This is a genomic window from Sphingobium sp. LB126 (assembly GCF_002795205.1).
Taxonomy (GTDB): Bacteria; Pseudomonadota; Alphaproteobacteria; order Sphingomonadales; family Sphingomonadaceae; genus Sphingobium; species Sphingobium chungbukense.
Genome location: NZ_NETV01000001.1, coordinates 902,149 through 928,514, shown reverse-complemented (window position 1 = coordinate 928,514; position 26,366 = coordinate 902,149). Strand labels below are relative to the sequence as shown.

29 protein-coding genes are annotated in these 26,366 nt (G+C 64.6%); 12 read left to right on the top strand and 17 right to left on the bottom strand.

The window, feature by feature from the left end:
* Positions 1-3: 3 nt before the first annotated feature.
* The 4 genes from CAF53_RS04480 to betI form a co-directional block, all read right to left on the bottom strand.
* Complete coding sequence (locus tag CAF53_RS04480; protein ID WP_046764783.1) at positions 4-303, bottom strand: hypothetical protein; 300 nt, start codon at positions 301-303, stop codon at positions 4-6.
* Positions 304-463: 160 nt separating this feature from the next.
* Entirely contained in the window at positions 464-2,056 is a 1,593-nt protein-coding gene (gene ahpF, locus CAF53_RS04475; protein WP_100237440.1) for an alkyl hydroperoxide reductase subunit F, read from the bottom strand.
* A 167-nt stretch (positions 2,057-2,223) separates the two neighbouring features.
* Entirely contained in the window at positions 2,224-2,787 is a 564-nt protein-coding gene (gene ahpC / locus CAF53_RS04470; protein WP_046764781.1) for an alkyl hydroperoxide reductase subunit C, read from the bottom strand.
* A gap of 119 nt (positions 2,788-2,906) precedes the next feature.
* Complete coding sequence (gene betI / locus CAF53_RS04465) at positions 2,907-3,557, bottom strand: transcriptional regulator BetI (protein ID WP_052757469.1); 651 nt, start codon at positions 3,555-3,557, stop codon at positions 2,907-2,909.
* Positions 3,558-3,685: 128 nt separating this feature from the next.
* Between betI and CAF53_RS04460 the strand changes: the two genes are divergently transcribed.
* Together CAF53_RS04460 and CAF53_RS04455 are read left to right on the top strand one after the other, a co-directional pair.
* The gene (locus CAF53_RS04460; protein ID WP_242443383.1) at positions 3,686-4,156 is read left to right on the top strand and encodes a hypothetical protein; all 471 of its coding nucleotides are present in this window, start codon (positions 3,686-3,688) and stop codon (positions 4,154-4,156) included.
* Between the two features lie 67 nt (positions 4,157-4,223).
* On the top strand, positions 4,224-4,466 hold the full coding sequence (locus CAF53_RS04455; RefSeq protein WP_046764778.1) for a hypothetical protein: 243 nt from the start codon (positions 4,224-4,226) through the stop codon (positions 4,464-4,466).
* Between the two features lie 117 nt (positions 4,467-4,583).
* Here the strand turns inward: CAF53_RS04455 and CAF53_RS04450 are convergent, their stop codons facing one another.
* The 4 genes from CAF53_RS04450 to CAF53_RS04435 all read right to left on the bottom strand — a co-directional run bounded on the left by CAF53_RS04450 (position 4,584) and on the right by CAF53_RS04435 (position 8,855).
* A complete protein-coding gene (locus tag CAF53_RS04450) occupies positions 4,584-5,111 on the bottom strand; it encodes a CarD family transcriptional regulator (RefSeq protein WP_046764777.1) in 528 nt (175 codons plus the stop codon).
* A 282-nt stretch (positions 5,112-5,393) separates the two neighbouring features.
* Positions 5,394-5,732 (bottom strand): ferredoxin FdxA, encoded by a 339-nt coding sequence (gene fdxA / locus CAF53_RS04445; RefSeq protein WP_046764776.1) that lies wholly within the window; start codon positions 5,730-5,732, stop codon positions 5,394-5,396.
* 110 nt (positions 5,733-5,842) lie between these two features.
* Complete coding sequence (locus CAF53_RS04440) at positions 5,843-6,139, bottom strand: RNA-binding S4 domain-containing protein (protein ID WP_046764775.1); 297 nt, start codon at positions 6,137-6,139, stop codon at positions 5,843-5,845.
* Positions 6,132-8,855, bottom strand: a complete 2,724-nt coding sequence (locus CAF53_RS04435; protein ID WP_046764774.1) for a helicase-related protein — start codon at positions 8,853-8,855, stop codon at positions 6,132-6,134. Before CAF53_RS04435 ends, CAF53_RS04440 begins: the two co-directional genes overlap by 8 nt.
* A gap of 205 nt (positions 8,856-9,060) precedes the next feature.
* On the opposite strand from CAF53_RS04435, the gene CAF53_RS04430 reads away from it, so the two are divergent.
* Together CAF53_RS04430 and CAF53_RS04425 are read left to right on the top strand one after the other, a co-directional pair.
* Complete coding sequence (locus CAF53_RS04430) at positions 9,061-10,614, top strand: M23 family metallopeptidase (RefSeq protein WP_046764773.1); 1,554 nt, start codon at positions 9,061-9,063, stop codon at positions 10,612-10,614.
* Between the two features lie 36 nt (positions 10,615-10,650).
* Complete coding sequence (locus CAF53_RS04425) at positions 10,651-11,436, top strand: nucleotidyltransferase family protein (RefSeq protein ID WP_046764772.1); 786 nt, start codon at positions 10,651-10,653, stop codon at positions 11,434-11,436.
* Here CAF53_RS04425 and CAF53_RS04420 read toward each other — a convergent pair.
* A complete protein-coding gene (locus CAF53_RS04420) occupies positions 11,433-11,774 on the bottom strand; it encodes a metalloregulator ArsR/SmtB family transcription factor (protein ID WP_046764771.1) in 342 nt (113 codons plus the stop codon). The genes CAF53_RS04425 and CAF53_RS04420 overlap by 4 nt on opposite strands.
* 288 nt (positions 11,775-12,062) lie before the next feature.
* On the opposite strand from CAF53_RS04420, the gene CAF53_RS04415 reads away from it, so the two are divergent.
* From CAF53_RS04415 to CAF53_RS04405, 3 genes are all read left to right on the top strand, one after another.
* Positions 12,063-13,187 carry a site-specific DNA-methyltransferase gene (locus CAF53_RS04415; protein WP_046764770.1) on the top strand — a complete coding sequence of 375 codons (1,125 nt, stop codon included), beginning with the start codon at positions 12,063-12,065 and terminating at the stop codon, positions 13,185-13,187.
* Between the two features lie 49 nt (positions 13,188-13,236).
* The gene (gene folP, locus CAF53_RS04410) at positions 13,237-14,361 is read left to right on the top strand and encodes a dihydropteroate synthase (RefSeq protein ID WP_100237439.1); all 1,125 of its coding nucleotides are present in this window, start codon (positions 13,237-13,239) and stop codon (positions 14,359-14,361) included.
* A gap of 133 nt (positions 14,362-14,494) precedes the next feature.
* A complete protein-coding gene (locus CAF53_RS04405; RefSeq protein WP_100237438.1) occupies positions 14,495-14,740 on the top strand; it encodes a hypothetical protein in 246 nt (81 codons plus the stop codon).
* Positions 14,741-14,860: 120 nt separating this feature from the next.
* Here CAF53_RS04405 and CAF53_RS04400 read toward each other — a convergent pair whose 3' ends face one another.
* On the bottom strand, positions 14,861-15,499 hold the full coding sequence (locus tag CAF53_RS04400) for a hypothetical protein (RefSeq protein ID WP_100237437.1): 639 nt from the start codon (positions 15,497-15,499) through the stop codon (positions 14,861-14,863).
* Between the two features lie 69 nt (positions 15,500-15,568).
* Positions 15,569-17,017 (bottom strand): sigma-54 dependent transcriptional regulator, encoded by a 1,449-nt coding sequence (locus tag CAF53_RS04395; protein WP_046764766.1) that lies wholly within the window; start codon positions 17,015-17,017, stop codon positions 15,569-15,571.
* 150 nt (positions 17,018-17,167) lie between these two features.
* Between CAF53_RS04395 and CAF53_RS04390 the strand changes: the two genes are divergently transcribed.
* The 5 genes from CAF53_RS04390 to CAF53_RS04370 all read left to right on the top strand — a co-directional run bounded on the left by CAF53_RS04390 (position 17,168) and on the right by CAF53_RS04370 (position 20,069).
* The gene (locus CAF53_RS04390; RefSeq protein ID WP_046764765.1) at positions 17,168-17,299 is read left to right on the top strand and encodes an aa3-type cytochrome c oxidase subunit IV; all 132 of its coding nucleotides are present in this window, start codon (positions 17,168-17,170) and stop codon (positions 17,297-17,299) included.
* Positions 17,300-17,418: 119 nt separating this feature from the next.
* A complete protein-coding gene (locus CAF53_RS04385; RefSeq protein ID WP_100237436.1) occupies positions 17,419-17,685 on the top strand; it encodes a proton-translocating transhydrogenase family protein in 267 nt (88 codons plus the stop codon).
* Positions 17,685-18,509: an NAD(P)(+) transhydrogenase (Re/Si-specific) subunit beta gene (locus tag CAF53_RS04380; protein ID WP_100237435.1), complete on the top strand. Its 825-nt coding sequence runs from the start codon at positions 17,685-17,687 to the stop codon at positions 18,507-18,509. Before CAF53_RS04385 ends, CAF53_RS04380 begins: the two co-directional genes overlap by 1 nt.
* 36 nt (positions 18,510-18,545) lie before the next feature.
* Positions 18,546-19,238, top strand: a complete 693-nt coding sequence (locus CAF53_RS04375; protein WP_100237434.1) for an amino acid racemase — start codon at positions 18,546-18,548, stop codon at positions 19,236-19,238.
* 70 nt (positions 19,239-19,308) lie between these two features.
* A protein-coding gene (locus CAF53_RS04370; RefSeq protein ID WP_100238421.1) for an IS5 family transposase occupies positions 19,309-20,069 on the top strand; the annotation gives its coding sequence in 2 pieces (ribosomal slippage) (positions 19,309-19,633 and positions 19,633-20,069; 762 coding nt in all).
* Between the two features lie 224 nt (positions 20,070-20,293).
* Here CAF53_RS04370 and CAF53_RS04365 read toward each other — a convergent pair.
* The 6 genes from CAF53_RS04365 to CAF53_RS04340 all read right to left on the bottom strand — a co-directional run bounded on the left by CAF53_RS04365 (position 20,294) and on the right by CAF53_RS04340 (position 26,366).
* On the bottom strand, positions 20,294-20,725 hold the full coding sequence (locus tag CAF53_RS04365; RefSeq protein ID WP_046764762.1) for a DUF2147 domain-containing protein: 432 nt from the start codon (positions 20,723-20,725) through the stop codon (positions 20,294-20,296).
* Between the two features lie 134 nt (positions 20,726-20,859).
* Positions 20,860-21,852, bottom strand: coding sequence for a type II secretion system F family protein (locus tag CAF53_RS04360; RefSeq protein ID WP_100237433.1), 993 nt, complete (start codon positions 21,850-21,852; stop codon positions 20,860-20,862).
* A gap of 16 nt (positions 21,853-21,868) precedes the next feature.
* Positions 21,869-22,867 carry a type II secretion system F family protein gene (locus CAF53_RS04355; RefSeq protein WP_100237432.1) on the bottom strand — a complete coding sequence of 333 codons (999 nt, stop codon included), beginning with the start codon at positions 22,865-22,867 and terminating at the stop codon, positions 21,869-21,871.
* 43 nt (positions 22,868-22,910) lie between these two features.
* On the bottom strand, positions 22,911-24,191 hold the full coding sequence (locus tag CAF53_RS04350) for a pilus assembly protein CpaE (protein WP_046764759.1): 1,281 nt from the start codon (positions 24,189-24,191) through the stop codon (positions 22,911-22,913).
* 1 nt (position 24,192) lies between these two features.
* Positions 24,193-24,849 carry a CpaD family pilus assembly protein gene (locus CAF53_RS04345; RefSeq protein WP_046764758.1) on the bottom strand — a complete coding sequence of 219 codons (657 nt, stop codon included), beginning with the start codon at positions 24,847-24,849 and terminating at the stop codon, positions 24,193-24,195.
* Positions 24,850-24,866: 17 nt separating this feature from the next.
* Positions 24,867-26,366, bottom strand: a complete 1,500-nt coding sequence (locus tag CAF53_RS04340) for a type II and III secretion system protein family protein (RefSeq protein WP_046764757.1) — start codon at positions 26,364-26,366, stop codon at positions 24,867-24,869.

Here is a 26,366-nt window from a genome sequence, read left to right as displayed (position 1 = left end):
GCATCAGCAGAAGCGGGCGGACCGGATCCAGTCGTTGCACATCTGGCGGAGTTCGCCGCGGATTGCAGCGGCTTGGCAATCCGTTTGAGTGAGGGACGCGCGCAGGCGATGGATAGTGAGCAGCATGGCCTGGGCGCGGGGAATGAAGCTGTCGGTGGAACGATCGCCGTCCGCCGTGTCGATGAGGCGGGCCAGGGTGCCGATGGTGCCGGGCGGCAGGGCGCCGTCCTGGATGCAGACTTCATCCACCATGGCGTAGACCGCCGACAGCCATTCCGGATTGCGATAGGCACATAGCGCCATGACGACACCTGCTAGCGTAATTGATGCCTTTGAGAATCGCTGATCGTGGTGAAAAAGATATTAACCTTACAATATCGTGTCTTTTTCGTGACTTGCCTATGAAAAGGGCGGCAGGTCCCCTTTGGAACCAGCCGCCCTTGCGATTCTGTGGCCCGGATGATCAGGCCGCTTGCGCGGTTTCCTCGGCCGCGGGGAGGCGGATGATGTAATCGAAGGCGGAGAGCGCCGCCGTGGAGCCTGCGCCCATGGCGATCACGATCTGCTTGTAGGGCACGGTCGTGCAATCGCCTGCCGCGAAGATGCCGGGCTGGCTGGTTTCGCCGCGCGCGTCGATCTCGATCTCGCCGCGAGGGGAGAGGGCGATCGCGTCCTTCAGCCATTCGGTATTCGGGACGAGGCCGATCTGCACGAAAATTCCCTCCAGTTCGACATCATGCTCCGTGCCGCTGTTGCGGTCCTGATAACTGAGGCCCGTGACGCGTTCGCCATTGCCGTTCACTTTGGTCGTGAGGGCCGAGGTGATGATCCTGACATTCGGCAGGCTGGCGAGCTTGCGCTGGAGCACGGCGTCGGCGCGGAGCTGGCTGTCGAACTCGATCAGCGTCACATGGGCGACGATGCCGGCCAGGTCGATCGCAGCCTCCACGCCGCTATTGCCGCCGCCGATCACCGCCACGCGCTTGCCCTTGAACAGCGGACCGTCGCAATGCGGGCAGTAGGCGACGCCCTTGTTGCGATAGTCGTCCTCGCCCGGCACGCCCATCTGCCGCCAGCGGGCGCCGGTGGAGAGGATGACGGTCTTGCCCTTCAAGCTCGCGCCGTTTTCCAGCACGACCTCATGATAGCCGCCCTCGACCTTCGCCGGGATCAGCTTCGCGGCCTTCTGAAGGTTCATGATCTCGACATCATAATCCTTTACATGCGCTTCGAGGGCGCTGGCGAGCTTGGGGCCTTCGGTGCGGCTGACCGAGATGAAATTCTCGATGTCCATGGTGTCGAGCACCTGGCCGCCGAACCGCTCCGCCGCGACGCCGGTGCGGATGCCCTTGCGCGCCGCATAGATCGCCGCCGCCGCGCCAGCAGGGCCGCCGCCGACCACCAGCACCTCGAACGGGTCCTGGGCCTTGATCTTCTCGGCCGCGCGGGCTGCCGCGCCGCTGTCGATCTTCGCGACGATCTGTTCCAGTTCCATCCGGCCGCTGGCGAAGGGTTCGCCGTTCAGGAAGACGGTGGGTACGGCCATGACCTTGCGGGCGTCGACCTCTTCCTTGAACAGCGCCCCATCGATGGCGGTATGGCTGATGCGGGGGTTGAGGACGGCCATCAGGTTCAGCGCCTGCACCACGTCGGGGCAGTTCTGGCACGACAGCGAGAAATAGGTTTCGAAGGCGAAGTCGCCGTCAATGTCCTTGATCTGCTGGATCAGGTCCTGCGCCGCCTTCGAAGGGTGGCCGCCGACCTGGAGCAGGGCGAGGACGAGGGAGGTGAATTCATGACCCATGGGCAGGCCGGCGAAAGTCACGCCGATGTCCGTGCCGGTGCGGCGGATCATGAAACTGGGGACACGCTTGTTGCTGTCTGTGTTTGGGCCGGTCGTCACGGACACCTTGTCCGACAGTTCGGCGATTTCATCGATCAGCGTCTTGAGTTCACGGCTTTTCGCGCCGTCATCCAGCGACGCTACCAACTCGATCGGCTGGGTGATGTTTGCCATATAGGCCTTGAGCTGACCCTTGAGATTTGCGTCCAACATCTTGTTCTCCGTGGGTTGGGCGCGCCGATCCGGGGCGCGGCTTGTCAAGCGCCGGGAAGGTGCGACCCGAACACCCGGCTGACAGATAATATGAAATTCTTGCATAAAACCCCGCCGGGCCGGGGAGTGTGCCTCGACCCGGCCCGGCGGAGCGCCGTTTCAGGTCTTTAGATCTTGCCGACGAGGTCGAGCGAGGGAGCCAGCGTGGCTTCGCCTTCTTCCCACTTGGCCGGGCAGACTTCGCCGGGGTTGGCGGCGACATATTGCGCAGCCTTCACCTTGCGGAGCAGTTCGGTCGCGTTGCGGCCGACGCCTTCCGACGTGATTTCCATGAACTGGATCACGCCTTCGGGATCGACCAGGAAGGTGGCGCGGTCAGCCAGGCCGACGCCCGGACGCATCACGTCGAAATTGTTGGTGATGGTGCCCGACTGATCGCCCAGCATGAAATAGTTGATCTTGCCGATCGCCGGCGAGGTGTCGTGCCAGGCCTTGTGGCTGAAATGCGTATCGGTCGACACCGAGTAGACCTCGACGTTCAGCTTCTGAAGCGTCGGGTAGATGTCGGCCAGATCCTCCAGCTCCGTCGGGCAGACGAAGGTGAAATCGGCGGGATAGAAGAAGAAGACGGCCCACTTGCCCTTCACATCGGCGTCGGTGACGTCGACAAACTTGCCTTCCTTATATGCGGTGGCGGTGAACGGCTTGATGGTCGTATTGATAAGAGCCATGGGCTTTCCAGTTCCTTTTAACGGGTTGCTGTGTGCCCGACCTACCTAGGGAGGATGACGATTCAGGGGAAATTGGTTTTATTACCAATGTTGATTGATAAAACCGATTAGTGGGCCGCTTATTGATCGATCGACCCGTTTCTCGGCTTGCTGAGGACATAGTTCATCGCTTCCTCCACCATGCCCAGCGCTTCCTGGATGGTGAAGGTGGATGAATCTAGGCACAGTTCCAGCCACAGCCCATCGACCATCGCCGTCAGGCCGATCGCCGCGATGCGTGCGTCAGGGCGCGGAATCTGAGGCGCTGCCTCGCGCAGCAGCACTTCCAGATGCTCCCGCACGCTACCATAGGTTTCGGCATGGGTGGCCGCGATGGCCGGGTTGGTCTTGTTGAGACTCCAGAAGGAAATCCAGGTGGCCAGCAGGTTGGGATCCAGCACCGGCGGCTGGAAATTGGCGCGCAAATAGGCCCAGAGGCGATCGCGTGGGTCGGGTCCGGCCTCTGCCACCGCCCGTTCCATGGCGGCACCGACCTTTTCGCCGACGTCGCGATAGGTAGCGAGGATCAGGGCATCGACGCCGTCGAAATAATGGGTGAGCAGGCCCGCCGACACCCCGGCATAGGCGCAGATCACGCGGACGGAGGTGCCGCCCACGCCCTTTTCGGCCAGACAACGTGCCGTCGCCTCGATCAAGGCCTGCCGCCGCACATCGGCGGATTCGCGCACAAATCGCGCCCTTTCGGGGCGCCCCTCTATCTTTTGCTCCATCATCTTTCCCCGCCCATTACCCTGCTCCCCATCGGACTGGCTGGCAAGCCGTCCGTCCCCTGCATGGAAAGAAGGATCGAATAGCCGCGTTCAGCCGTTCGGCGTGATAAATGCAAGGAGAAATGTGGATGAAGCGCAGGAATCGTGCGTGTGCCCTCTTTCCGGCGATGCTGTTGTTCCACAGCTTGAGTGGCTGCGCCAAGAGCGATGACAAGGCGGCGGTGGACAATGCCGTTTCGGCGGCGCCCGGTGTGGAGGCGATCGACGAACCCGATGCGGTAACTGTGGGAACCAACGAAGTGACGGGCCTGCCCACGGACGATTGGATCGGACGGTGGAACGGGCCGGAGGGACTGTTCCTCGACATCCAGCTCTCGCCCGACGGCAAACCGGGCCATTATGCGATCACCAACAAGGATAATCTGGACCGCCAAGGCGATTATGGCGGCGTGGCCGAGGGAACCGACATCCGTTTTGTGCGTGACGGCCGGGACCTGACGATCCGTCCGGGAATCGGGAGCGAAACCGGCTTCAAATATCTGGCAGGGCGGAAGGACTGTCTGATCGTCGTGCCGGGACGGGAGGGATATTGCCGCTGATGCGCGAGGAACCCGCTCGCCTGTCTGTGCATTGATGAGGCGGGCAGCAAAACGAGAGGAGGATTATATGGCGGATTATCAGGAGCGTCCGGCGGCGACCACGACGGTCATTGAAAAGCGTGGCGGCGGCGGCACCATGGTAGCCGTTCTCTTGTTGGTGGTTGTGGTGGCGATTGCCGCTTTCTTCCTGATCACCAGTCAGACCCAGAAGGATAGCGCCGTCGAAGGCGCCGCATCACAGGTCGGCCAGGCCGCGAGCGATATCGGCGATGCGGCAAAGGATGCAGCCGGGGCGGCGAAGAATCAGTGACAATATGGCAAAATCCGGGCCGGTGACGCCGGCTGTCGAGGATCATGCAAAAAGGGCGTCCCTGTCGGGACGCCCTTTTTGGGATTGGCCTGCCGTTACCAGCACGCCCAAATCCCGTCAGCCTTCCACCTTCGCATGCTTGGGTGCGGCTTCGTTGAGGATGCGCAGGATCTTCTTGAGCGCGTTCGGCTCGTCCGTCTCTTCCATCGCCGCGAGTTCGCGGGCGAGACGGCTGGAGGCGGCCTCGAAAATCTGCCGTTCCGAATAGCTCTGCTCCGGCTGATCGTCAGCGCGGAACAGGTCACGGGTCACCTCGGCGATCGACACCAGGTCGCCCGAATTGATCTTCGCTTCATATTCCTGGGCACGGCGCGACCACATGGTGCGCTTCACCTTGGGCTTGCCCTTGAGCGTCTCGACCGCTTCCTCGAGCGTCTTGTTGGACGACAGCTTGCGCATGCCCACGCCTTCGGCCTTGTTTGTGGGCACGCGAAGCGTCATGCGCTCCTTTTCGAAGCGGAGCACGTACAGCTCCAGCTCCATGCCCGCAATCTGCTCCTTCTGCAGCTCTATGACGCGGCCAACGCCATGTTTGGGGTAAACAACATAATCACCAACGTCAAAGGACAGCGCCTTGGCAGCCATTTGAAACCTTTCCATGTCTTCGGGGGAGCGGTGGCATTCGCGTTGCAGGTGCGAAAGGACGCACGAGCCGAGGGGGATACGGCGCCACCATCAAGTCATCAGGCATTTGTCTCCGTAGCGGACGCGACCATGTCCACCTGTTGGCGCCTGTTTAGCAGATTCGTAACAAAATTGCCACCCCTGGACACAAAATCCGGGAGTGGACCGGGAAATAAAACGCAATAGCTGGTTTTCGGGGTGCCATTCGCAGCCCAGAGGCGGGCCGCGCTGCGCCGCGTCAGATCAGCTTCCGGTGCCGGGTTCGGGCGAGAAGAACTGCTCCAGCTTGTTTTCGACGCCCTTCATGGCGTCGGCGTCGGCGGGGGCTTCGCCCTTGACCGTGATGTTGGGCCATTCGGCGGAGAATTTGGTGTTGAGCTCCAGCCATTTCTCCAGGCCGTTCTCGGTGTCGGGCAGGATCGCCTCGGCCGGGCATTCCGGTTCGCACACGCCGCAGTCGATGCACTCATTGGGATTGATGACCAGCATGTTCTCCCCCTCGTAGAAACAGTCCACGGGGCAAACCTCGACGCAATCCATATATTTGCAGCGGATGCAGTTATCGGTCACGACGTAGGTCATGGGTCAGCACTCTTGGTATGGAAACGATCGGCGCCCTGCTATGCGCGGTCGCCCGGAAGGTCAATGAGGATATTTTTGCGCTGCTGATGGCCGTGCTTGGATTGGCGGCTTCAGGCCCCGACGGTCAGCTCCTCATAGCAGGTCTGCGCCTCCGGGGCGGGACCTCTGCGGTGGGGGAGCTGCATCACGCGGACGACGCGAACACCGCTGGGATGGGGGAAGGTGATGAGGTCGCCCGCGCGCACCGGGGCGTGCGCCCGTTCGATGCGGCGGCCGTTCAGGCGGATATGACCGTCCTCCGCCAGTTTCTGCGCGGTCGAGCGGCTTTTGGCGAGCCGCGCGAACCAGAGGAACTTGTCGATGCGCAGGCTTGGTCCGTGGACCGAGGCCGTGCCCGCGTCAGCCATTGCGGCCCAGCAATTCGGCGAGACCCGCAAAGGCATGGTTGCCGGCGGGCGCGGGGCCGGACGAGGCGGCGGGGCGGGGTGCCCGGTCACCGCGCGGCTTGCCCTGGGACGGGTGCTGTGCCTTGCCCTGGCCGGGACCACGTTTGTCGCGGTTCTGCTGATGGTGGTGCGGTCGGAGTTTCTGACGGCCGCGGAAGACCCAGTTGGGGCCCCCTTCCTCGGGGGCTTCGATGGGGCGGAAACCGGCAAGGCGCATCAGTTGCAGGAATGCCTCCTCCGACAGGCCGAGCGAGACGATCTGGGGGCTTTGGGCGGTAAAGGCTTCGTTCTTCGCAATCGCCTCATGCGCGGTGCGGGCCATGCGTTCGGCCATGTCGATGCGCAGCATCTGTTCGCCGAAACCCCGGAAACCGGCGATGCGGGCGCCCATCTGGTCAGGCTTTTCGCCCGCGGGGATCAGGGTCAGTCCGGGGCCGGGGAGGGGGAGGCAGGGCTTGGCGATCCGCGCGGCGAGCAGGGCTGCGCGCCAGCGGGCCGAACCGGGCTTCAAAAGGCCCGGATGGTAGATGTCGAGCACGCCGATATCGATCCCGGCGCGACGCAGCAGATGCCGCTGGTCCTTGTCGAGATGGCCGAGCGCCGAATCGAGGTCTGTGCGGGCGATCAGGCCGCCCGCATCGGCGAGCTGGGCAAAAACGGCGCGGACGACGGCGGGAACTTCGGCATCCTGCGAACTGGCGACCATCTTGGTCAGCGGCAGGAGATGCTTTTCCTTCTGCGTGTCGAACCATGCCGTCAAGCGGGCGCCGATCTGCTTCTGCACATCCTGACCCAGCGTCAGAAGCGCGCGATCCAGCCGGATTTCCGGGGTCAGCAGCGTGGCGCCGCCATGCAGCGTGGCCACCGCATTGCCCTGCCAGCTTATGCCGGGGGCCTGTCCTGCCTCGTCCATGAGCGCGAAATCAGTATCGGGTGCGCCCAGTAATTCTTCAGCCTTCACTCGCAATATCCTTCCAAGGCGCCGTTCAGCGGCCGCCAACAGCATCTTCCTGTCCTGATGCCGGGTAGCGGGATCGACCGAGAAACGAAATCCGTCAAGTCGCCCGATCGTCTCGCCATCGACGCAGACTGTCCCATCCTGCTCTATTTCGACCGGCAGATTGGCCGCGCTCTGGCCGATATCCCTTAGCAGAACCGTGGTGCGGCGGTCGACAAAACGCTGTGTCAACGCGGCATGGAGGGCATCGGACAGCTTTTCCTCCAAAGCCCGCGTGCGCTCCGCCATTTCCGCGGGATGGGCGAGCCAGTCGGCGCGATGGGCGATGTAGGACCAGGTGCGCGTCGCGGCGATCCGTCCGGACAGGGTGTCGATGTCGCCCTGCACCGAATCGAGTCGCGCGATTTGCTGGGCGAACCAGTCACGGGGAATGTGGCCCGTTCCCTCCGAAAGGAAACGCCAGATCCGGCCGACGGTGCGGGCATGATGTTCGGCGCCGAGCTTCTGGAAATCGGGCAGGCCGCAGGCGGCCCAGAGGCGTTCGACCTGTTTCTGGCCCCTGACGCGCTCGATGACGAGCGGGTCATCGGCGAGCCGTTTGAGGACGGCGAGATCGACCGCCTCGGGCGCCGCGCGCAGTTCCGGGCGCTCCGGCTTCTGCTCCAGGTCGAAGAGGAGATGGTCGAGCCGGTCGGTACGCGGAGTGCCGTCGCGCCAGAAAAGCTGATCGACCGGAGGGAAGCGGTGCGCCTCGATCGCTTCGATCTCTTCGGGGGTAAAGGCGGCATCGCCATCTTCATGGCCCAGGCTGCCGAAGGTGCCGTCCTTATGATGGCGCCCGGCGCGACCCGCAATCTGTGCCATTTCGCTGACGGTGAGGCGGCGGGTGCGGCGGCCGTCGAACTTGCGCAGCGAGGCGAAGGCGACATGGGCGACGTCGAGGTTGAGGCCCATGCCGATGGCGTCGGTGGCGACCAGATAATCGACCTCGCCGTTCAGGAACATCTGTACCTGCGCGTTGCGGGTGCGGGGGGACAGCGCGCCCATCACCACCGCCGCTCCGCCCCGGAAGCGGCGGAGCATTTCGGCCACCGCATAGACCTCCTCGGCGGAGAAGGCGACGATGGCGGAACGCTTGGGCAGGCGGGAGAGCTTTTTCGCGCCCGCATAGGATAGGGTGGAAAAGCGCGGGCGGCCGATGATCTCGGCGTCGGGGACGAGCGTCTTCACCACGCGGCTGATGCTGGCCGAGCCGAGGATCATGGTTTCCTCGCGGCCTCGGGCGCGCAGCAGCCGGTCGGTGAAGACATGGCCCCGTTCCGGGTCCGAGCCGAGTTGGGCTTCATCGAGGGCGACGAAGGCATAGTCCTTGAGGCCCTCTTGCGCAGATTCACGGCCCCCGCCGCTGTGTTGTGCAGCTCCGGCCTGCTGGCCTACGCTGATGGGCATCGATTCCGCCGTGCAGAGGAAATAGCGGGCGCCGGGTGGGACGATCTTCTCCTCGCCGGTGATGAGCGCGACCTGGTTGGCGCCCTTCATGCCGACCACCCGGTCATAGACCTCGCGTGCCAGCAGGCGCAGCGGAAAGCCCATCATCCCGGAGGAATGGCCGCACATGCGTTCGACCGCGAGGTGGGTCTTGCCGGTGTTGGTGGGGCCCAGCACGGCTGTGATGGGTGAGCGGGCGAATAGGGCCATGACCCCCGCTATGTCGGGCATGGATCGGATAAGGGCAAGGGCAAAGGCCGGGGAAATCGGCGGAGTGCCCCATTTCGGACCGCCGGTCGGTCGTCGGGCACATCCGACCGCAGAAAAAGGGTTAAAAAAGCCGCGTTTATTTGACTTTAACCTTGTGCTTTTACAAAATCGCTGATGAACGCGCGGCGGGGGTCGTGGCGATTTGCCCCGGGGGCCTGTTTTTTCCGTGTTTCATGGCAGTCAGATCAATGCCCAGCAGGGAGGCGCTTCCGCGTCCTTGTGGTTGACTGACTCCATCCGCCATGCCGGGCCGGTCGAGGATCAGCGTGGCTGGCGAGAGAAGCTGCGCGACTGGGCCGAGGATGTGGAGCTTGTCCCCGACCTTGGCCAGCGGGTGGGAAGTTTCACCTGGTTCCGGGGCCTTGCGACCTGTTTCGGGCTGTGCGCGGCGGCACTTTACCTCTCGCCCGGTTTCCATGCGCTGCCCGGTGAACCGCAGCCTTTACTGGCGTCCACACAGTTTGACGAAGTGCGCAGCCAGATGATCATGCCGCTCGCCATGGGCGCGGACAGCGGCCGGCGCATGGGGCCGACGGACGCGGTGCAGCCGCTGCGCGAGACGCCGGAGCGGCCGCAGATCGAATTGCGCGCGCAGATCGGCGGAAGCGATTCGCTGGGTCGTGCGCTGGCGCGGGCAGGGGTCAGCGGCCGCGATGTGGCAACGGTGACGAGCCTGGTGGCGGGCGATACCAGCAACGGACTGAAACCGGGGACGCCGCTGGACATCGTGTTGGGCCGCCGGGCGAGCCGGGACATGCCGCGCCCGCTGGACAGGCTGGCGTTCCGGGCACGACTGGACCTGGGGATAGAAGTGTCGCGGGTCGGCGGAGTGTTGCAGGTGCAGCGGACGGCCATCCATGTAGACGACACGCCACTGCGCATCCAGGGCGTGGTGGGCGAGAGCCTCTATCATTCGGCGCGGGCCGCCGGGGCGCCGCCCAAGGCGATCCAGAGCTTCCTGCGTGTGGTGGCGCAGCAGATCGATCTTGGATCGGTTTCCGCGGGTGACCGCTATGACATCATCACCGAATATCATCGGGCCGACACGGGCGACGTGGAGGTAGGCGATTTGCTGTTCGCCGGCCTGCACAGGGCGAGCGGACGTGGCATCGACATGCTGAAATGGTCGCAGGACGGGCGGACCCAGTGGTTCGAGGCGTCGGGGGTGGGCGAGCGGCGCGGCGTGCTGTCGTCGCCCGTGGCTGGGCGCATGTCGTCCAGCTTCGGCATGCGGCGGCACCCGATCCTGGGCTATACGCGCATGCATGCCGGCATCGATTTCGCGGCATCCTACGGCTCGCCCATCTATGCCGTGACCGACGGGGTGGTGTCTTATGCCGGGCGGCATGGCGGGCATGGCAATTATGTACGGCTGGAACATGGCAACGGCCTGGCCACCGGCTATGCGCATATGAGCCGGATCGCTGCGGCGCCGGGGCAGCGGGTGCGGCAGGGACAGGTGATCGGCTATGTCGGTTCGACCGGCCTGTCGACCGGACCGCATCTGCATTATGAACTCTATCGCAACGGGCAGGTGGTCAATCCGCTGTCGGTGCGTTTCACCACCACCGCGCAGCTTGCCGGGCGGGAACTGGCGGCGTTCCGGGCGCGGCTGGTGCAATTGAAGAGCCTGCGCATCGGATTGCCGGTGCAGGTGGCGCAAAAGCGGCCGGCCCCAGGTGCGACGCCGAATGCGGTGCCCGCGGCGACCGGGAAATAGCTTTGCCTGCGTGACCGGCTCCGCTAACGGGCGGCCATGAGCGCGACGCCTTCCAACATCACCGCCATTCTGCTCGCCGGTTCGCGGCCCGGCACCGATCCGTTGGCAGTGGCCGCGGGCGTGGCGGTGAAGCCGCTGGTGCCGGTTGGCGGCGAGCCGATGATCAACCATCCGGCGCGCGCCTTGTTGGCGCATCCGGCGATCGGGCGGGTGATTGTCCTGACGCAGGCGCCGGAGCTGTTTGCGGGAGATCCGGCCACGGCCTGGCTGGCGGAGCATCCCAGGGTGCGGTTTGAGACGAGCGGGGGCGGGATTGCTTCCTCGCTGATGGCTTTGCTGGACCGGGCGGATTTGCCCTTTCCGCTGCTGATGACGACGGCCGACCATGTGCTGCTGGACGGGGCGATGCTGGACCAGATGGTGCGGGAGGCTTCGGGTGCCGACATTGCCGTGGCGATGGTGGAGCGCAGGATATTGCTGGCGCGCTATCCGGACTCGCGGCGGACCTGGCTGAAGTTTCGGGACGGCTGGTGGTCGGGGGCGAACATCTTCTGGTTCGGGAGCGCGAAGGCGCGGCCGGTGATCGCTTTGTGGCAGGAGGTGGAACAGGACAGGAAGAAGGGGTGGAAGATATTGTCCGCCTTCGGACCCTTGGCCTTGCTGGGGGCGGTGCTGCGGATTTCCACGCTACGCGGTGGGATCGCGCGGGTGGGGCGGCGCTTCGGCCTGTCCGCCCGGCTGGTGGCGATGGACAAGGCGGAAGCCTGTATCGATGCCGACAAGCCGGACGATGTGGTACTGATCGAGCGGATTCTGGCTTAGTAGCCGTCCAGCTCTTCCAGCGCGGTGAAGCGCTGGGACCAGAGCGCGCCATAGACGGCCATCCATTGCACCACCGGGGCAAGGCCCTTGGCCCGGGCGGTATAATAGGTTTCCCGGCCTGCCCTGCGGGCCGTCACGAGGCTGGCGCGTTTCAGCTTGCCGAGGTGGCGCGACACCATGGGCTGCGATACGCCGGAAATGGCGGTCAGGGCATGGACGCTCTGCTCGCCCTCGCGCACCAGATATTCGAGCAGCGTGCGCCGGGTGCCGTCGGACAGGGCCTTGAAAAGCTCGTCGCAGGAGGCCGAGCGATCCCCCTTCAAAATATGTGTCGTCATCGGCTTCTCATAATCAGATGGTTATGAAATGGTCAAGCGAAGGGCCGTTTTTCGCTGCCGAGGCGGCGTTAACCAAAAAAACTTTCCCGGCCTTTCCTCCTGAGTCTTTTGAGTCACACTACTTCATCTTGAGTCCGGCGAGTCGCGCTTGGCTCAATATGTCGTGGCTACCCGGTTCGTTCCGGCGCGTGTTAACCATTTTCTGAGGCTCTTGTGCTAAGTAGCTGATCTTGACGGCGGACTCTCGAGGACTCATCGCTGGGCCTCAGAACGAAGGGGGTCACTTAAATGGGTGTCATGGAACGCGTCGCACCGCGGCGGAAAAAGGCGGTTGCGCCGGTCTCGATCGAGGCCGACCGCCTGCTGCGGGGCGATTGCATCTCCGAAATGGCGAAGCTGCCGGACGCCTGCATCGACATGATCTTCGCCGATCCGCCCTATAATCTTCAACTGGGCGGCGACCTGTTCCGGCCCGAGGGCAGCCGCGTCGATGCGGTCGACAATGATTGGGACAAGTTCGATACGCTGGGCAGCTATGACCGCTTCACCAAGGCCTGGCTGCGCGAGGCGCGCCGCATCCTGAAGCCGAACGGCTCAATCTGGGTGATCGGCAGCTACCATAATATCTTCCGCGTCGGCACGGCGTTGCAGGATGAGGGCTTCTGGATCCTCAACGACATCATCTGGCGCAAGTCCAACCCCATGCCGAATTTCAAGGGTACGCGCTTCACCAATGCGCATGAGACGCTGATCTGGGCGAGCCAGGGCGAGGACGCGAAATATACCTTCAACTACAAGGCGATGAAGACGCTGAACGACGAGTTGCAGATGCGCTCCGACTGGGTGCTGCCGATCTGCGGCGGGCAGGAGCGGCTGAAGCGCAACGGCACCAAGGCGCATCCGACGCAGAAGCCCGAGGCGCTGCTCTATCGCGTGATGCTGGCCTGCACCAAGCCGGGCGATGTGGTGCTCGATCCCTTTTTCGGCACCGGCACGACGGGCGCGGTCGCCAAGCGCCTGGGCCGCAAGTGGATCGGCATCGAGCGCGAGGACGATTATATCGAGGTCGCGCTGGAGCGGATCGAGGCGGCGTTGCCGCTGGATGAATCATCGCTCACCATCATGCAGACCGCGCGGCAGCAGCCCAAGGTGGCCTTCGGCACGCTGGTCGAGACGGGCTATTTGCAGCCCGGTTCCGTGCTGACCGACGCCAAGCGGCGCTGGCAGGCGGTGGTGCGGGCGGACGGTTCGCTCAGCGTCGGGGCGGATACGGGGTCGATCCACAAGATGGGCGCGACGCTGCAAGGGGCGCCGAGCTGCAATGGCTGGACCTTCTGGCATCATGAGGCCGATGGGGCGTTGAAGCCGATCGATACGTTGCGCCAGACCTATTTGCTGGCGAACGAGCCGTAATCCGGGCCGCGGGTCGACAGGTGCGGTCTGAGAGGATTAGAGGGCGGGCATGACATTCTCCTCCATTCCCGCCGATGCGCGGCTTTATCTGCGCCCCACATGGTTCGTGCCTTCGCCCATCGGTCTGCCGGATGGGTCGGCGGCACGGATGGCGAACGGCCTGCTGTGGTTTCAGGGCTATGAGCTGACCGCGCGCAAGGACGGTCAGCGGGTGGCGCGGGTGACGGTGCCGGTCGCGGGCTTTGCCGAGGCGGTGGCGGGCTTGCCCGATCCCCTGGCGGAGCGGGCGCAGCGGCTTGCCGGCCATATCTCCGCCCAGCGGCAGCCGCTGGCGCTGGGGGAGCGGACCATCCGTTTCGACGCGCCGCAGGTGATGGCGATCCTCAACATCACGCCGGACAGCTTTTCCGACGGCGGCAGGCATATGGACGACCCGCAGGCGGCGGCCGATGCGGGCTTTGCCATGGCGGCGGCGGGGGCGGCGCTGATCGATGTCGGCGGGGAATCGACTCGGCCCAAGGCGCCGCGCCTGTGGGAGGGGGATGAGATCGCGCGCGTGGTGCCGGTGATCGAACGGCTGGCGGCGGCGGGCATTGCCATGTCCATCGACACGCGCAAGGCGGCGGTGATGGAGGCCGCGCTGGCCGCTGGGGCGCACGTCATCAACGATGTGAGCGCGTTGCTGCATGATCCGCGGGCGATGGAGGTCGCTGTCGCTGCGGGATGCCCGGTGATCCTGATGCACGCCCCCTCCGCCGGGGACGATCCTCATGAAAATCCTGGCGGCTATGGCGATGTCGTGGCCGATGTGTTCGACCATCTGGAGGCGCGGGTGGAGGCTTGCCTGGCGGCCGGTATTCCGCGCGAGAAGATCATGGTCGATCCGGGGCTGGGCTTCGGCAAGTCGCTGGCCGACAATCTGGCGCTGGTGAACGGCCTGGCGACCTTCCAGGGGCTGGGCGTGCCGCTGCTGTTCGCGGGGAGCCGCAAACGGCTGATCGGTGCCCTCTCCAACGAGGCGCCCGCGCCGGACAGGCTGGGCGGATCGGTGGCGCTGGCCTTCCGCGCGGCGGAGCTGGGCGCGCAGATGGTGCGAGTGCATGATGTCAGGGAAAGCGTCCAGGCGTTGCACCTTTGGCGGGGTCTGGTGGACGTGGGACTAAGTTCGGTCTGATCCCGAAACGAAGCTGCGTCATTTTTGTCGCAGTGGCATGAAAAGTTTTGGGTGCGTTGACTCGACTCGGCAGGATGACCAGCTTCCCCTACGGAATGCGAGAAAAATCGCATCCAAATGGAGAGGATGTCCCATGGCAACCATGCAGCCCTTTTCGGCAAAGCTTTTCCATTCCCTGCTGATCCAATGCATCGCGGAAGAGCGCAGCCCCACCGATGCCGAAATCGACTCCGTTGCCTCGAAAATATGGCAGGACAGCCATGGTGCGACCACGGGTCAGGACTGGCTCGATGTGGCACGCGGCAGCGACGCCCATGTGCAGATGATCAATGCGGCACGGATGGCCTTTGGCTGCCATCAGGGTGCTGTGGCGGCCTGATGGCGCGCTATCAACGGCTCAGGGCCAATCGATTCCATTAAATGCTTGCCTGCCGCCATGCGCGGAAAGAATGGCGGCACGCGTATCTCGTCCTCCTTCACATAGGAGGGGGCGGGCGCATCAGGGCGTTGCGGTGTTGGCGGGAGCAGGGGCGGCGGCTTCCGGGGCTCCCGTGCCTTCGGGCGTCTGCGTCTTGGGCGCGAAGACGTGCAGGCTGTCGAGCGTCCTTTCCGCCATGGCCGAATATTGCTCGCTCAGCATTTCGGGATAGACGAAGCTGGCGGTGACGATCGAACCGTCGGCCTGTCTGATCATGCGCAGCGCGACATTATTGCCCTCGCCGTCATTGGCTGTGCCGCGATATTCATTGTCGCCGATGAAATCACCGCTGACCCCTTCGGAGCCCTCGTTCACGGTTTCGACGATCTGTTGCAGCGTCCGATCGCCGTCCTTCTTCTGCCAGACGATCCGGACATCCGCGCCCGCGCCGGGGTCCTGATAGACCACGCCGTCGGCATTGCTGGAAGAGGCGTCCTTTTCCCAGCCTTCGGGGAAGGTGATGGAAAAGCCCCGCTCCACATTCACATAATTGCGGGACGCGGGGGTGTCGCTCTTCGCCTTGGCCATCGCGGCGGCCGCAGCGACATTGGCGGCGTTGGCCAGTTCGTCCTGGCTGGGCAGGTCTTCCACCGGCTCCGCCCGACCACAGGCGACCAGCAACAGGAGGGGCGAGGCGATGGCGAGGGAGGCGATCTTCATGCCTTCTCCCAAAGCATAGCCGCCGCGACATTTCAACGCCGGAACCGCCGCTTGAACGACGGGATGGGCTTATGCCGCGCTGTCGATCCCCAGTTCGGCCAGCTTGCGATAGAGGGTCGAGCGGCCGATCCCCAGGCGCCGGGCCACTTCGGTCATGCGTCCGCGATAATGGCCGATGGCCAGGCGGATGACGTCGGCCTCGATCTCGGCAAGCTGACGGACATGGCCGTCGCCTTCGAACAGGGTGATGCCAGCTGCCTCGCGATGCGCCTGTGGCACGGCGCGCAGCCTGCCATGGGACGCATCGCCATGGGCACGTCCGTTGAGATGGGCGGCGATCTGCGGGAAATCCTGCGCCGTCAGTGCATCGCCCTCGCAAAGCACGGCAGCGCGGAACAGCGCGTTCTGCAACTGGCGGACATTACCCGGCCAGTCATGCTGCATCAGCAGCGCCAGCGCATCGTCGGTCAGGCCCAGGCCGCGCAGTCCCGGCTGGGTGGCGATGCGTGCGAGCAGATGGCGGCAGAGGGCCGGCACGTCGCCCAGCCGCTCGCGCAAGGGAGGGATGGTGAGCTGCACGACGTTGAGGCGGTAATAAAGATCCTCCCGAAAGCGTCCCGCCTCTATCTCGTCATGCAGCCGCTTGTTGGTGGCGGCGATGACGCGGACGTCGACATGGATCGGGCGGCGCGCGCCGATCGGCTGGACCTCGCCATCCTGCAACACGCGCAGCAGCTTCACCTGCGCGTCGAGTGGCATTTCGCTGACTTCGTCGAGGAAGATGGTGCCCATGTCGGCGGCGACGAACTTGCCCACCTGCCGGTCGAAGGCGCCGGTGAAGGCACCGCGCTCATGACCGAACAGGTCGGATTCGACGAGGTTGGCGGGAATGGCGCCGCAATTGACCGTCACCATATTCTGCTTGTGCCGGGGGGAGGCGGCGTGGATGGCGCGGGCGATCACATCCTTGCCGACGCCGCTTTCGCCCTCGATCAGGACGGGGACGCGGGCGCGGGCGGCCTTGGCCGCGATGGCGAGCGCGGCGCGGAATTGGGGGGCGGCGCCGACCACATCCTCGAAGGAAAGGGCGGCGGAAATCTTTTCGGTCAGCGGGCGCAACTCGCCCTTGCCATGTTCGCCGTTCAGCGTCGCGTTGAGCGCGGCGAGCAACCGTTCGGGCGCGATCGGCTTGGCGAGATAGTCTGTGGCTCCAGCACGCATCGCATCGACCGCGACGGCGACATTGTTGTGGGCGGTCAGGATCAGGATCGGCAAAGCCGGGCGGCGCGCGCGCAACTCGCGGATCAGGCCGGTCGGCTCATAGCTGGGGCTCCATTGGTCGAGGATCACGGCGTCAAGCCGCATCCCGTCCTGCGTGCCGAGCGTGGCGATCGCCATGTCGCCGTCATTGGCGAAGATCGTGCGCCAGCCCGCGCGGGCGGCCAGGGCGGACACCAACCTGCGCTGTGCCGGCTCGTCATCGATCAACATCAGCATGGGAACGCCGTCGCGCGCCATTCTACCCCCTTATTTGCGAACCTGTCCGCCATGGTAGTGAGAAGGGGTAAAAAGCGGCTTAACCGGAAAGATTTTCTTGTTCGTCCCGGCTTGAGGGGGGCAAGGCTTGACGATAAGAGAGGGCCGGCAACAGGTGGAGGAGAGCCGGGCATGGCTTCTGAAGGGAATATCGAAAGCGCGAACCAGACCTATGCGGGATTCCTGTCCCTCATGAAATGGGGCACGATTGCCTCGGCGCTCGTGGCAGCCCTGGTCGTGGTGCTGATCGCTCACGGACACTGACGGGTAGGCGACCGGCCGGGCGGCGTGACCTTGGAGGAGCGCTGCTTCGAATGTCGCGACAGCCTCGTCCGGCCCGGCGGGCTTGACCATCGGCGGCTTCCTGCAATGAGGAGGAACAGATGACCCTGTTCCTCCTCATTTGCTTTTCTGCTGCCTCGCTCTTGGGCTTCGCCATCGCCTGGCGGGCGCGGCCGGAGGATGGCTGGACATTGGTAGCGATGCTACAACTGCTGTCGTCCGCGATACTGGTCGGCGGGTTGATCGTCGCGGCGGAGGCGGGCAGTGCGGCGGTGCGGATACTGGGGCTGCTGGCCATCGCGGCGGGCAGCGCGGGACTGTGTGGCGGCTTTGCCGCTGCCGGGCGGATGGACGCGCCGGGGCCGTGATGGAGGGCGCGAATCCGACGGTCCTCGCCGGTTGGTCGATGGCGGCTCTGCTGTTCGGGCTGGCGCTGCCGGCGTCGTTCGGCGGCGGGCTGCGGCGGGGCGCGCATCTGATGATGGCGGGCATGACGGTGATCGGCGCGGTGACGCTCTACAGCCATGATGTCATGTCCATGCCGCAGATCTTCGCTGCGCTGATCATGGGCGGGGCGGTCGGGCTGGTGCTGGGACGGGGCGTGCCGCGGGCGGCGATTCCGGCATTGCTGATCGGTTTGATCGGGCAGACGGGGCTCGCGGCGATGTTCGTCGGCGTGGCTGCCTGGCGCAATCCGCACGCTTTCGGCTTGCTGGACGAGATGACGGACCGGTTGTTCGCTGACGATGCGGCAGCCATTGGGGTTGGCGTCGCTCTTGGCGCAATGGCCTGTGCGGGCGCGGCGGCGATATTGTGGTGCGGGATGGGGCGGCGAGGCAAGGGGCGGCCGGGCGCGCCGTTTTTCACCGGGGCGATGCTGGCGGGCACTTGCGGGGCGGTTTTAGCCTTCGTCGCGTCGCCCACGACCGACCGGTTGCTTCCCTTGGCCGGAGTCGCGTTGCTGGCCGGATGGGGGCTGGCGAAATGGATCATGGGCGCGGGGATGGGGCCTGCCGCGGCGCTGGTCGGTGGTCTTTCTGGCTGGGCCGTCGCGGTCCTGGCCTATCTACTGGAAAATATCGGAATGGCCGTTGCCGGAGGACTTGCGGGCGCTGCGGGCGGTCTCTTCGCGCTTCGTCTTTGCGGTGGAGCGGACAGGAAGGGGCTTGCCGAGGGGGGGGCGCGTCCCTAACGCTTTGCGGAAGGAAGCATTGGGGTAGGCGGATTCATGAAGAAGCTCGGTCTGATAGGCGGTCTTAGCTGGACGTCGACGGCGCGCTATTATCAGATCATCAATCAGGCCGTCTATCGCGCCCGTGGCGGGCAGCATAGCGCCCCGCTGCTGATCGAGAGCCTGGATTTCGCGGATATCGGCCGTTCCACCACGGACGAGGAATGGGCTCACGCGGCCGAAGTCTTGACGGCTTCTGCGCGGCGGCTGGAGCAGGGGGGGGCGGCGGCGCTGCTGATCTGTGCCAACAGCATGCATCGCGTCTATGACGAGGTGCAGGCGGGGGTCGACATTCCGATCATCAACATCGCAGAGGCGGTGGGACGCAAGATGCAGGCCGACGGCATCGAAAAGGCAGCGCTGATCGGTACGCGCAATGTGATGACCGAGAAATTCTACCGCCAGCGGCTGGTGGCCCACGGCATATCGCTTCTGCCGCCCGACATGGAACTGGCCGAGCGGATCGACAGGATCGTCTATGACGAGCTGACCATCGGCAAGGTCAGCCGCGAGTCCGAACGCTATATGAAGTCGGAACTGACCGACATCGCCAAGGAGCATGTACAGGCGGCGATCCTGGCCTGCACCGAACTGGAGATGATCGTCGACGTGAAGGCGAATGTGCTGCCGATCTATGATGGCACCAGCATCCATGCCCGCGCCGGCGTGGATGTGATTTTGGGGGACTAGGCCGTAGTGACATTTTAGGGATTCACGAGGGTTTGGATTTGTGATTCAAGGCTGGCTTTGGGAGGCTGGCGTGGAAGGCGAAGTGCTGCGGGATGATCAGTGGGAGCGGCTGCGCGAGTTCGTTCCGGGAGGGCGCAAGGGCAAGCGCGGTCCTCGCAGTGACGGGCGGTTGTTTCTTGACGCCTTGCTCTGGCTGGCGCGATCGGGCGGGCGCTGGCGCGATCTACCGGAGAAGTTCGGTCCCTATCAGACCGCCAAGCGGCGTTATTATCGCTGGGTCGAGCAAGGCGTGATCGACCGGATCTTCGAGGCTGTGTCGGATGATCCCGACATCGAATGGCTGGCGATCGATGCGACCGTGATCCGCGCCCAGGCCCAGGCGGCTGGGGCACGGGTAAAAAGGGGGGCGCTCAAGCCCAGGCTCTCGGGCGCTCGCGAGGCGGGTTCGGCACCAAGATCCATGCCGTAGTCGATGCCTTGGGCTTGCCGATCCGCTTCATCCTCGGCCCCGGACAGCAAAACGACATGGCGCCCGCCTGCGATCTGATCCGCGGCATCCCGGCTGGCAAGGTGCTGGCTGATCGGGCCTATGACGCCGACAGTTTGCACGATCTCATCTACGAGCAAGGCGGCGAGCCGGTCATTCCGCCTCGCCGCCATCGCAAATATCAGCACCGTTACGATCGCATCGCCTACAAGCAGCGTTGGGGCATCGAGGGCTTCTTCGCCAAGCTCAAGCAGTGGCGCCGTATCGCAACCCGCTATGACAAGCTCGCCGCAAACTTCCTCGGCTTCGTCAAACTCGCCAGCATCATGCTATGGATCAAATGATTAAATCGTCACTACGGCCTAGAGCGCGCGGCGTTAAATCGTACGCGAGCCGCCTGCTCTGAGCTTTTGTTGTCGCATCGCTTTAAGCGCAAAACCGGTTCCCACTTTTGCGCACGATGCTCAAGAGCCTGTTTTGGCCAGGGGCGGGCGCCAACAACATCCGTCATTCCGGCGACAGCTGGGATGACGGACCAGAGGCGGGAAACCACCCATAACGGCAATGTCTATCGCAGCGGCGTCCAGGTCTGGGTCTTGCAGAAGAACATGATGCAGCCCTGCACCTTGAGCGTGCCGTCGCCGTTGCGGCTGACCTTGCTGTTATAGGTCTTGCCGCTTTCCGGGTCGTAGATCGACCCCTTCCACAGGTCCCCTGCATCCTGGAACCCGGTGAGCAGCGCCAGTCCCGCCAGCGGCTTGCTGCGCAGTGCCGGGTCGGGGTTCTTGATGTCGGTCTGCGGACGGCCGGGGGTGGGCTTCACGATCTTTTCGATGCGGCCGCAGAGCGTCTTGCCGCAGGGCGCGATCTGGACGATGGCCTTGCCGTCGACCGTGGCCCAACGGCCGGTGATGGGCTGCGCGGCCTCGGCGGGCAGGGCCGCAGCCAGGGGCAGGATGAACAGCGCGGCGCGGGCGGCGATGCGGGTGATGGCGACCATGGACCTCTCCAAATTGCGTCTTTACAGCAGGAGATAGGGCAGGAGCGGGCGCCCCGCCAAGGCCGAAAATCACCGAGTTCCGGCCGATTCCGAAGGGACGCTACGGCAGCGTCCCTTCGCCTCTCTCAATTTTTTTAGAAGGCCTTGCTGATCGAACAGGCGGCCGGGCCCAAAATGACCACGAACAGAGTCGGCAGGATGAAGAGAATCAGCGGCACTGTCATGATCGCGGGCAGGCGCGCGGCCTTTTCCTCGGCGCGCATCATGCGTTCGTGACGGAATTCGGCGGACAGCACGCGCAATGCCGAGGCGAGCGGGGTGCCGTATTTCTCCGTCTGGATCATGGTCGTGACCACGCCTTTCACAGCGTCCAGCTTGACGCGGGTGGCGAGGTTCTCGAACGCCATGCGCCGTTCGGTGAGGAAGCTGAGTTCGATCGCCGTCAGGTGGAATTCGTCGCCCAGTTCGGGATAGGCCTTGCCCAGTTCGCGGGCGACGCGGCTGAAGGCGGCGTCGACAGTCAGGCCCGCCTCGGCGCAGATCACCAGCAGGTCGAGCGCGTCGGGCAAGCCTTTGCGGATCGCGGCGGATCGCTTGGCGATCTTGTTGTCGATGAATATGTCGGGTGCCTTGTAAGCCAATAGCAGCGCGGCGGCGAACGCCATGAAGCGCTTGGCGCCGCCCCATTCGGGGTAGATGCCCACGACATAGAGCAGCAGCGCGGCCAGGCCGCCGACCACGATCGGCAGGATCAGGCGGCCGAAGATCACCGCGACGGCCCAGTCCTTCGACCGGATGCCCGCCTGCGCCAGCTTGATCTGCGCATCCTTGAGCTGGTCGTCCTGCAACACCTTGAGGCTGGAGAGGAAGGACCGCATCCGGTCCGTCGTCTGATTCTTCTGCACCAGCTTGGCGCGGCGGCGGCCCGTGGAGGCGGTGATGCCCGCCTTCAACTGTTCGCGCCGTTCGTTGAGCGCCTTGACGCGCTTGGCCATGGGATCGCGCACGGTCATCACCGCATAGAGCGCGAAGAGGGTCGCCAGCGTCGCCAGCGCGGCGAGCAGCGTGCCGAAATCGGTGGCGGTCAGACCGAACAGGGTGCCGGCGGGGACGGGAACATTTTCCATCTGGTCGGCTTCCTCGTCAGATCTCGAAGTTGATCATCTGTGCCATGATGAAGGCGCCGATCGCCATCCAGCACATGCCGCCGATGCCGATGACCTGCATGGTCGAAAGGCCGAATACCCCTGCCGGATCGGGCGTGAAGAAGGGCGACATATAGTTGTAGTTGATATAGCAGATCAGGCCGAAGACCAGGAACGGCAGCACGCCGATGATATAGGCGGACGCCTTCGATTCCGAGGACATGGCGCGGATCTTGAGCTTCATCTGCGATCGCTGGCGCAGCACGGTGGCCAGGTTGGACAGGGTTTCAGCGAGGTTGCCGCCCGTCTCGCGCTGGATCGCCAGGCTGATGACGAAGAACTGGAATTCCGGCGTGCCGAGGCGATCGGCGGTTTCCTGAAGCGCCTGGTCCATGGTCTTGCCGATCTTGATGCGTTCGGTGATCAGCTTGAATTCCTCGCCCACCGGCCCCGGAACTTCGCTGGACACGACGTTCAGAGTCTCGGCGATGGGAAGGCCCGAGCGCAGGCCGCGCGTCAGCAGTTCCAGCGCGTCAGGGAATTTGGCGTTGAACTTCTGGATACGGCCCTTGATGAGGCGGCTGACCCACATATGCGGCAGGGCAAGACCGGCGGCGAGCCCCAGCATCACCGCGAAGAGCGGCGGGAAGCCACGCAGCATCAGCAGCGCGCAGAGCAGCAGGAAGATGACCGAGCAAGCGGTCATATATTGGCTGACCGTCCATTTCTTGCCGGTCATGCGGATGCGCTTCGCCAGATTTTCCGGATTGGGCACCAACGACACCAACATGGTGGATTCGGTGCCGGTGGGGCGATTGGAGATCGCCTTGCGCATGCGCGCTTCCAGGATCGCGTCGGTGGAATCGCTGTGCCGGCCGCGGATCAGGTCGATGCGGCGCTTCTGCGCCTTTTCCGGCGACGGGCCGGAAAAGGCCATGACGACCAGGCCCAGCATGACCGCGAGCAGCACCGCTATCAGGATCATATTGCCGTTCATCTGCCTGCCTGCTCCAAATCCGCTTCCATTGATGGCCGTCAGTTCACGCCGAAGTCTTGGCCTTGCGCGAGGGGATCATGCTCTTGAGATCGGTGATCTTGCCGAGCAGGGAATCGCCCTTCTTGGCGGGGGGCGCATTGTTGTCGGCCTCGCTCTCTTCCGCCGCGCCCAGCACGGCGTCGAGCAGTGCGGCGCAACCCGCGCCGACCTTGCTGCCCTTGGCCGTTTCAGCGAGCGTCTTGCCGAGCTTCGCCGACTGCGCCGCCACCTTGAGGTCGAAGGGGATGAGGATGTCGACCTTGCGCTCGATCGACTGTTCGAAATCCTTGCGGCTGATTTCCGGCATGCCGGCATGGACGCGGTTGGCGACGACCAGCACGCGCGTCTGCGGCGCGTTGGTCTTGAGCCATGAGAGAATGCGGATCGAATCGCGCGCCGCCGCCAGCGTCAGTTCGGTGACGACCACGGCCACGTTCACGTCGCTCATCAGATGCGGATGCTGGATCAGCATGCCGCGCGGCAGGTCGATGATGCTGCATTCGAAGGCGGCGCGGAATTCCTCCAGCAACTGGTAGAAGGCGCCGCCATCGGTCAGCATCGGCTGGCTGATCGGCGCCTCGGCCGACAGGATCGCCAGATTGTCGCTGGCGCGGACCATGGCGCGTTCGATGAAGAGGCCGTCGATGCGGCTGGGATTTTCGATGGCGTCGGTCAGGCCGCGGCCCGGCTCCAGGTCCATCGCCAGCGCATTGGTGCCGAAATGGACGTCGAGATCGAGCAGCGCGGTCGAGCGCTTCTTCTTTTCACTGAGCAGCCAGGCGAGCGATGTGGCGAGACTGGACGCACCGACGCCGCCGCGCGTGCCGATGACGGCTGTGGTCATGTGCGGATGTTCGGGCGCGGCATCGCGGGGCGCGAAGAACACCGCCTGCGCCTGCGCCAGCGCGTCGCGCAACTGGTCGGCGCCGAAGGGCTTGAGCAGATAATCCTGAATGCCGCTGGCCAGCAGGTCGCGATAGAGGCGCACATCATTGACCTGGCCCGCCGCGATGACGACCGTGCCGGGTTCGCACACTTCGGCCAGGCTGTTGATGTCGCCCAGCGGATCGCCGCTTTCCGACATGTCGATGAACAGGATCTGCGGCGAGGCGGTGACCGACAGGCTTTGCACCGCATTGCGCATGCCGCCCTTGTTCACCTTTTCAGGCGCCCAGCCCATTTCGGCCGCCACGACGCGCAGCAGGTCGAAGCTGTGATCGTCGCAGACGAAAGCGTGGAAGGGGTCGCGCTGACCGGTTGCGCCGGGTCTCCAGGGTGCGTTCATCTTATTTGCCTCCCGACAGGGTCTTGAGGTCGCCGGAGCCAGTGGGCGCCTTTTCGCGATAGGTGGAAATGGCGCGGTTCGAGGTCGCCGTGCGCAGGTCGCTGTCGGTGGTCTGGCCGCGGACCAGATCCTCCGGATTGGCGATCATTGCAGCGAGGGTGCCGTTCACGCCGCAGCCGAAATTGGTCGATGCGCCCAGTTGCTGGTCGGTTTCCGGCTTGTCTGACCAGTCGGGGCAGCCTGGCACGCGGGCGACGGCGCGGCGCACGATCAGACGGACGGCGCCCTGCGGCGCGGTGCCTGCAGCGGCCGAGCTGTCCTCCGCCACCAACATGCCATGGCGTGCGACGACATCGGCGATGCCTTCGCGAAGGGCGGGGCTGGCGCCGGCGGCGTCGGTCGCGATCGCGACCTGATCACCATAGCCAAGGCCGATGGAGACGAACCAGTCGTCCAGGCGGCGGGCCTCGGAGATGGTCATGCCGCCGTCCGGGCCGGCCTGGACATCATAGGTGAAGGCGGTGTGGCTGACGACCGGCTGGTGTACCGACTGGACGCCGCGATTGGCGCCCCCGTCGGTCTGGCATGCGGCAAGCGGCAGCGCCATCAGGGCGAGAGCGCTGAGGCGAAAGATAGTTTTGCGGGCCTCAAAAGTCATGTCTTTCGTCCTTCGGATCAGAAGCTGAAGCCCGGCGCGGCGTCCTTGGAACGCTTGCCGGTATCGCGGGCGGCCAGGGGCGGCAACGCGGCCGAGGATTGCGGACCGGGCGCAGGCGCCGGACCGTCGGACCCGCGGCGTGGCATGGGAGCGCGCACGCCGCTGACGCCGTCATGGCCCTGTTGCAGGAACAGGCCCTGGCCTTCATTCGCGTTGCGGAAGCCGTCGGTCGGTAGGCGCACGTCGGACGCGTTGATCGGCTTCACCAGATAGGGGGTGACGACGATCACCAGTTCCGTTTCATGGCGCTGGAAATTGCGCGACTTGAACAGGCTGCCCAGGATCGGCAGATTGCCGAGGCCGGGGACCTTGCTGATGTTGTTCGCGGCATCGTTGTTGAGCAGGCCCGCGATCATGAAGGCCTGGCCCGAACCCAGTTCCACCGTGGTTTCCGCTGTACGGCTCTTGAGCGCGGGAACGCTGGAGCTGACCGAGAAGTCGAGGCTCGACACGGTGGGACGGACACGCAGCGAGATGCGGCCGTCGGCCAGCACGGTCGGCGTGAAGGCCAGTTGCACGCCATATTGCTTGAATTCGATGCTGTTGCCCTGGGTGCCGTTGCTGACGGTGTAGGGATATTCGCCGCCCGCCAGGAAGCTTGCGGTTTCACCGGAAAGCGACGTCAGATTGGGCTGGGCGAGGGTGGTGGCAAGGCCGCTCGATTCAGCGAGGTCCAGCACCGCGCCGACATCCAGACCCAGCACGCGGGCGACACCGCCAATGCTGTAACCGCCATCTGCGGTGAAGTTGAATGTACCCCCTCCACCGGCATTGAAGGTGAGGGCATCGCGCGTACCGCCGCCGATACCGCCCGCCCACTTGCCTCCGCTGGAGTCTTGCGATTTCCAGTTCATGCCGATCTTGTGACCGACATCCTTGCTCACCTCGGCGATCTTGACCTGGAGCATGACCTGAAGCGGGGTCGCGGTGCGCAGGCGGCTGACCACCGTCACATCCTTGCCGACGAAGGCCTGCGTCAGCCGTTCGGCCTCGGCCGCGTCTTCCGGCGCGGCGATCGTGCCGGTCAGCAGGACCATGCCGTTCATCTTGTTGACCGCTATATCGGCGTTCGGCATCGCCAGCTTCAGCATCTGATCGATGCTGGTGAGGTTGTTGCCGACCCGGACCGTGCCGGAGAACAAAACCTTGCCGTTGGTCGCCGTGACGAAGACGGTGGTTTCGCCCGCCGCCTTCGCGATCAGATAGAGCTGGTTCTGCGAGCGGACATGGACGTCGACGATATTGGGATCGCCGATCACCACGTCCGACATCTTGGCCGGCAGGTTGATGACCTTGGTACCGCCGACCGAGATCAGGATCGCATTGTCCTGCATCGAGGCGGGCGCCGCATTGAGCGCAGTGGTCGGCGCAGCGGCGGCGGCAAGCGCCAGGCCGAGCGCGATGGCCGGACCGAGCAGCGGCCTGGCCGCGCCGGCGTGGATTATGAACCCCTTCAT

Bases quoted from the DNA above. Each gene is read 5' to 3' on its own strand.
- CAF53_RS04395 (WP_046764766.1), bottom strand. From the start codon at position 17,017: ATGGCGCGCGACGGCGTTCCCATGCTGATGTTGATCGATGACGAGCCG.
- CAF53_RS04380 (WP_100237435.1), top strand. From the start codon at position 17,685: ATGGAGGGCGCGAATCCGACGGTCCTCGCCGGTTGGTCGATGGCGGCT.
- CAF53_RS04435 (WP_046764774.1), bottom strand. From the start codon at position 8,855: ATGCCCGACATAGCGGGGGTCATGGCCCTATTCGCCCGCTCACCCATC.
- betI (WP_052757469.1), bottom strand. From the start codon at position 3,557: ATGGAGCAAAAGATAGAGGGGCGCCCCGAAAGGGCGCGATTTGTGCGC.
- CAF53_RS04450 (WP_046764777.1), bottom strand. From the start codon at position 5,111: ATGGCTGCCAAGGCGCTGTCCTTTGACGTTGGTGATTATGTTGTTTAC.
- CAF53_RS04425 (WP_046764772.1), top strand. From the start codon at position 10,651: ATGAGCGCGACGCCTTCCAACATCACCGCCATTCTGCTCGCCGGTTCG.
- folP (WP_100237439.1), top strand. From the start codon at position 13,237: ATGACATTCTCCTCCATTCCCGCCGATGCGCGGCTTTATCTGCGCCCC.
- CAF53_RS04415 (WP_046764770.1), top strand. From the start codon at position 12,063: ATGGGTGTCATGGAACGCGTCGCACCGCGGCGGAAAAAGGCGGTTGCG.
- CAF53_RS04365 (WP_046764762.1), bottom strand. From the start codon at position 20,725: ATGGTCGCCATCACCCGCATCGCCGCCCGCGCCGCGCTGTTCATCCTG.
- CAF53_RS04385 (WP_100237436.1), top strand. From the start codon at position 17,419: ATGACCCTGTTCCTCCTCATTTGCTTTTCTGCTGCCTCGCTCTTGGGC.
- ahpC (WP_046764781.1), bottom strand. From the start codon at position 2,787: ATGGCTCTTATCAATACGACCATCAAGCCGTTCACCGCCACCGCATAT.
- CAF53_RS04360 (WP_100237433.1), bottom strand. From the start codon at position 21,852: ATGGAAAATGTTCCCGTCCCCGCCGGCACCCTGTTCGGTCTGACCGCC.
- CAF53_RS04400 (WP_100237437.1), bottom strand. From the start codon at position 15,499: ATGAAGATCGCCTCCCTCGCCATCGCCTCGCCCCTCCTGTTGCTGGTC.
- CAF53_RS04350 (WP_046764759.1), bottom strand. From the start codon at position 24,191: ATGAACGCACCCTGGAGACCCGGCGCAACCGGTCAGCGCGACCCCTTC.
- CAF53_RS04390 (WP_046764765.1), top strand. From the start codon at position 17,168: ATGGCTTCTGAAGGGAATATCGAAAGCGCGAACCAGACCTATGCGGGA.
- fdxA (WP_046764776.1), bottom strand. From the start codon at position 5,732: ATGACCTACGTCGTGACCGATAACTGCATCCGCTGCAAATATATGGAT.
- CAF53_RS04480 (WP_046764783.1), bottom strand. From the start codon at position 303: ATGGCGCTATGTGCCTATCGCAATCCGGAATGGCTGTCGGCGGTCTAC.
- CAF53_RS04345 (WP_046764758.1), bottom strand. From the start codon at position 24,849: ATGACTTTTGAGGCCCGCAAAACTATCTTTCGCCTCAGCGCTCTCGCC.
- CAF53_RS04455 (WP_046764778.1), top strand. From the start codon at position 4,224: ATGGCGGATTATCAGGAGCGTCCGGCGGCGACCACGACGGTCATTGAA.
- CAF53_RS04440 (WP_046764775.1), bottom strand. From the start codon at position 6,139: ATGGCTGACGCGGGCACGGCCTCGGTCCACGGACCAAGCCTGCGCATC.
- CAF53_RS04460 (WP_242443383.1), top strand. From the start codon at position 3,686: ATGAAGCGCAGGAATCGTGCGTGTGCCCTCTTTCCGGCGATGCTGTTG.
- ahpF (WP_100237440.1), bottom strand. From the start codon at position 2,056: ATGTTGGACGCAAATCTCAAGGGTCAGCTCAAGGCCTATATGGCAAAC.
- CAF53_RS04375 (WP_100237434.1), top strand. From the start codon at position 18,546: ATGAAGAAGCTCGGTCTGATAGGCGGTCTTAGCTGGACGTCGACGGCG.
- CAF53_RS04355 (WP_100237432.1), bottom strand. From the start codon at position 22,867: ATGAACGGCAATATGATCCTGATAGCGGTGCTGCTCGCGGTCATGCTG.
- CAF53_RS04420 (WP_046764771.1), bottom strand. From the start codon at position 11,774: ATGACGACACATATTTTGAAGGGGGATCGCTCGGCCTCCTGCGACGAG.
- CAF53_RS04405 (WP_100237438.1), top strand. From the start codon at position 14,495: ATGGCAACCATGCAGCCCTTTTCGGCAAAGCTTTTCCATTCCCTGCTG.
- CAF53_RS04340 (WP_046764757.1), bottom strand. From the start codon at position 26,366: ATGAAGGGGTTCATAATCCACGCCGGCGCGGCCAGGCCGCTGCTCGGT.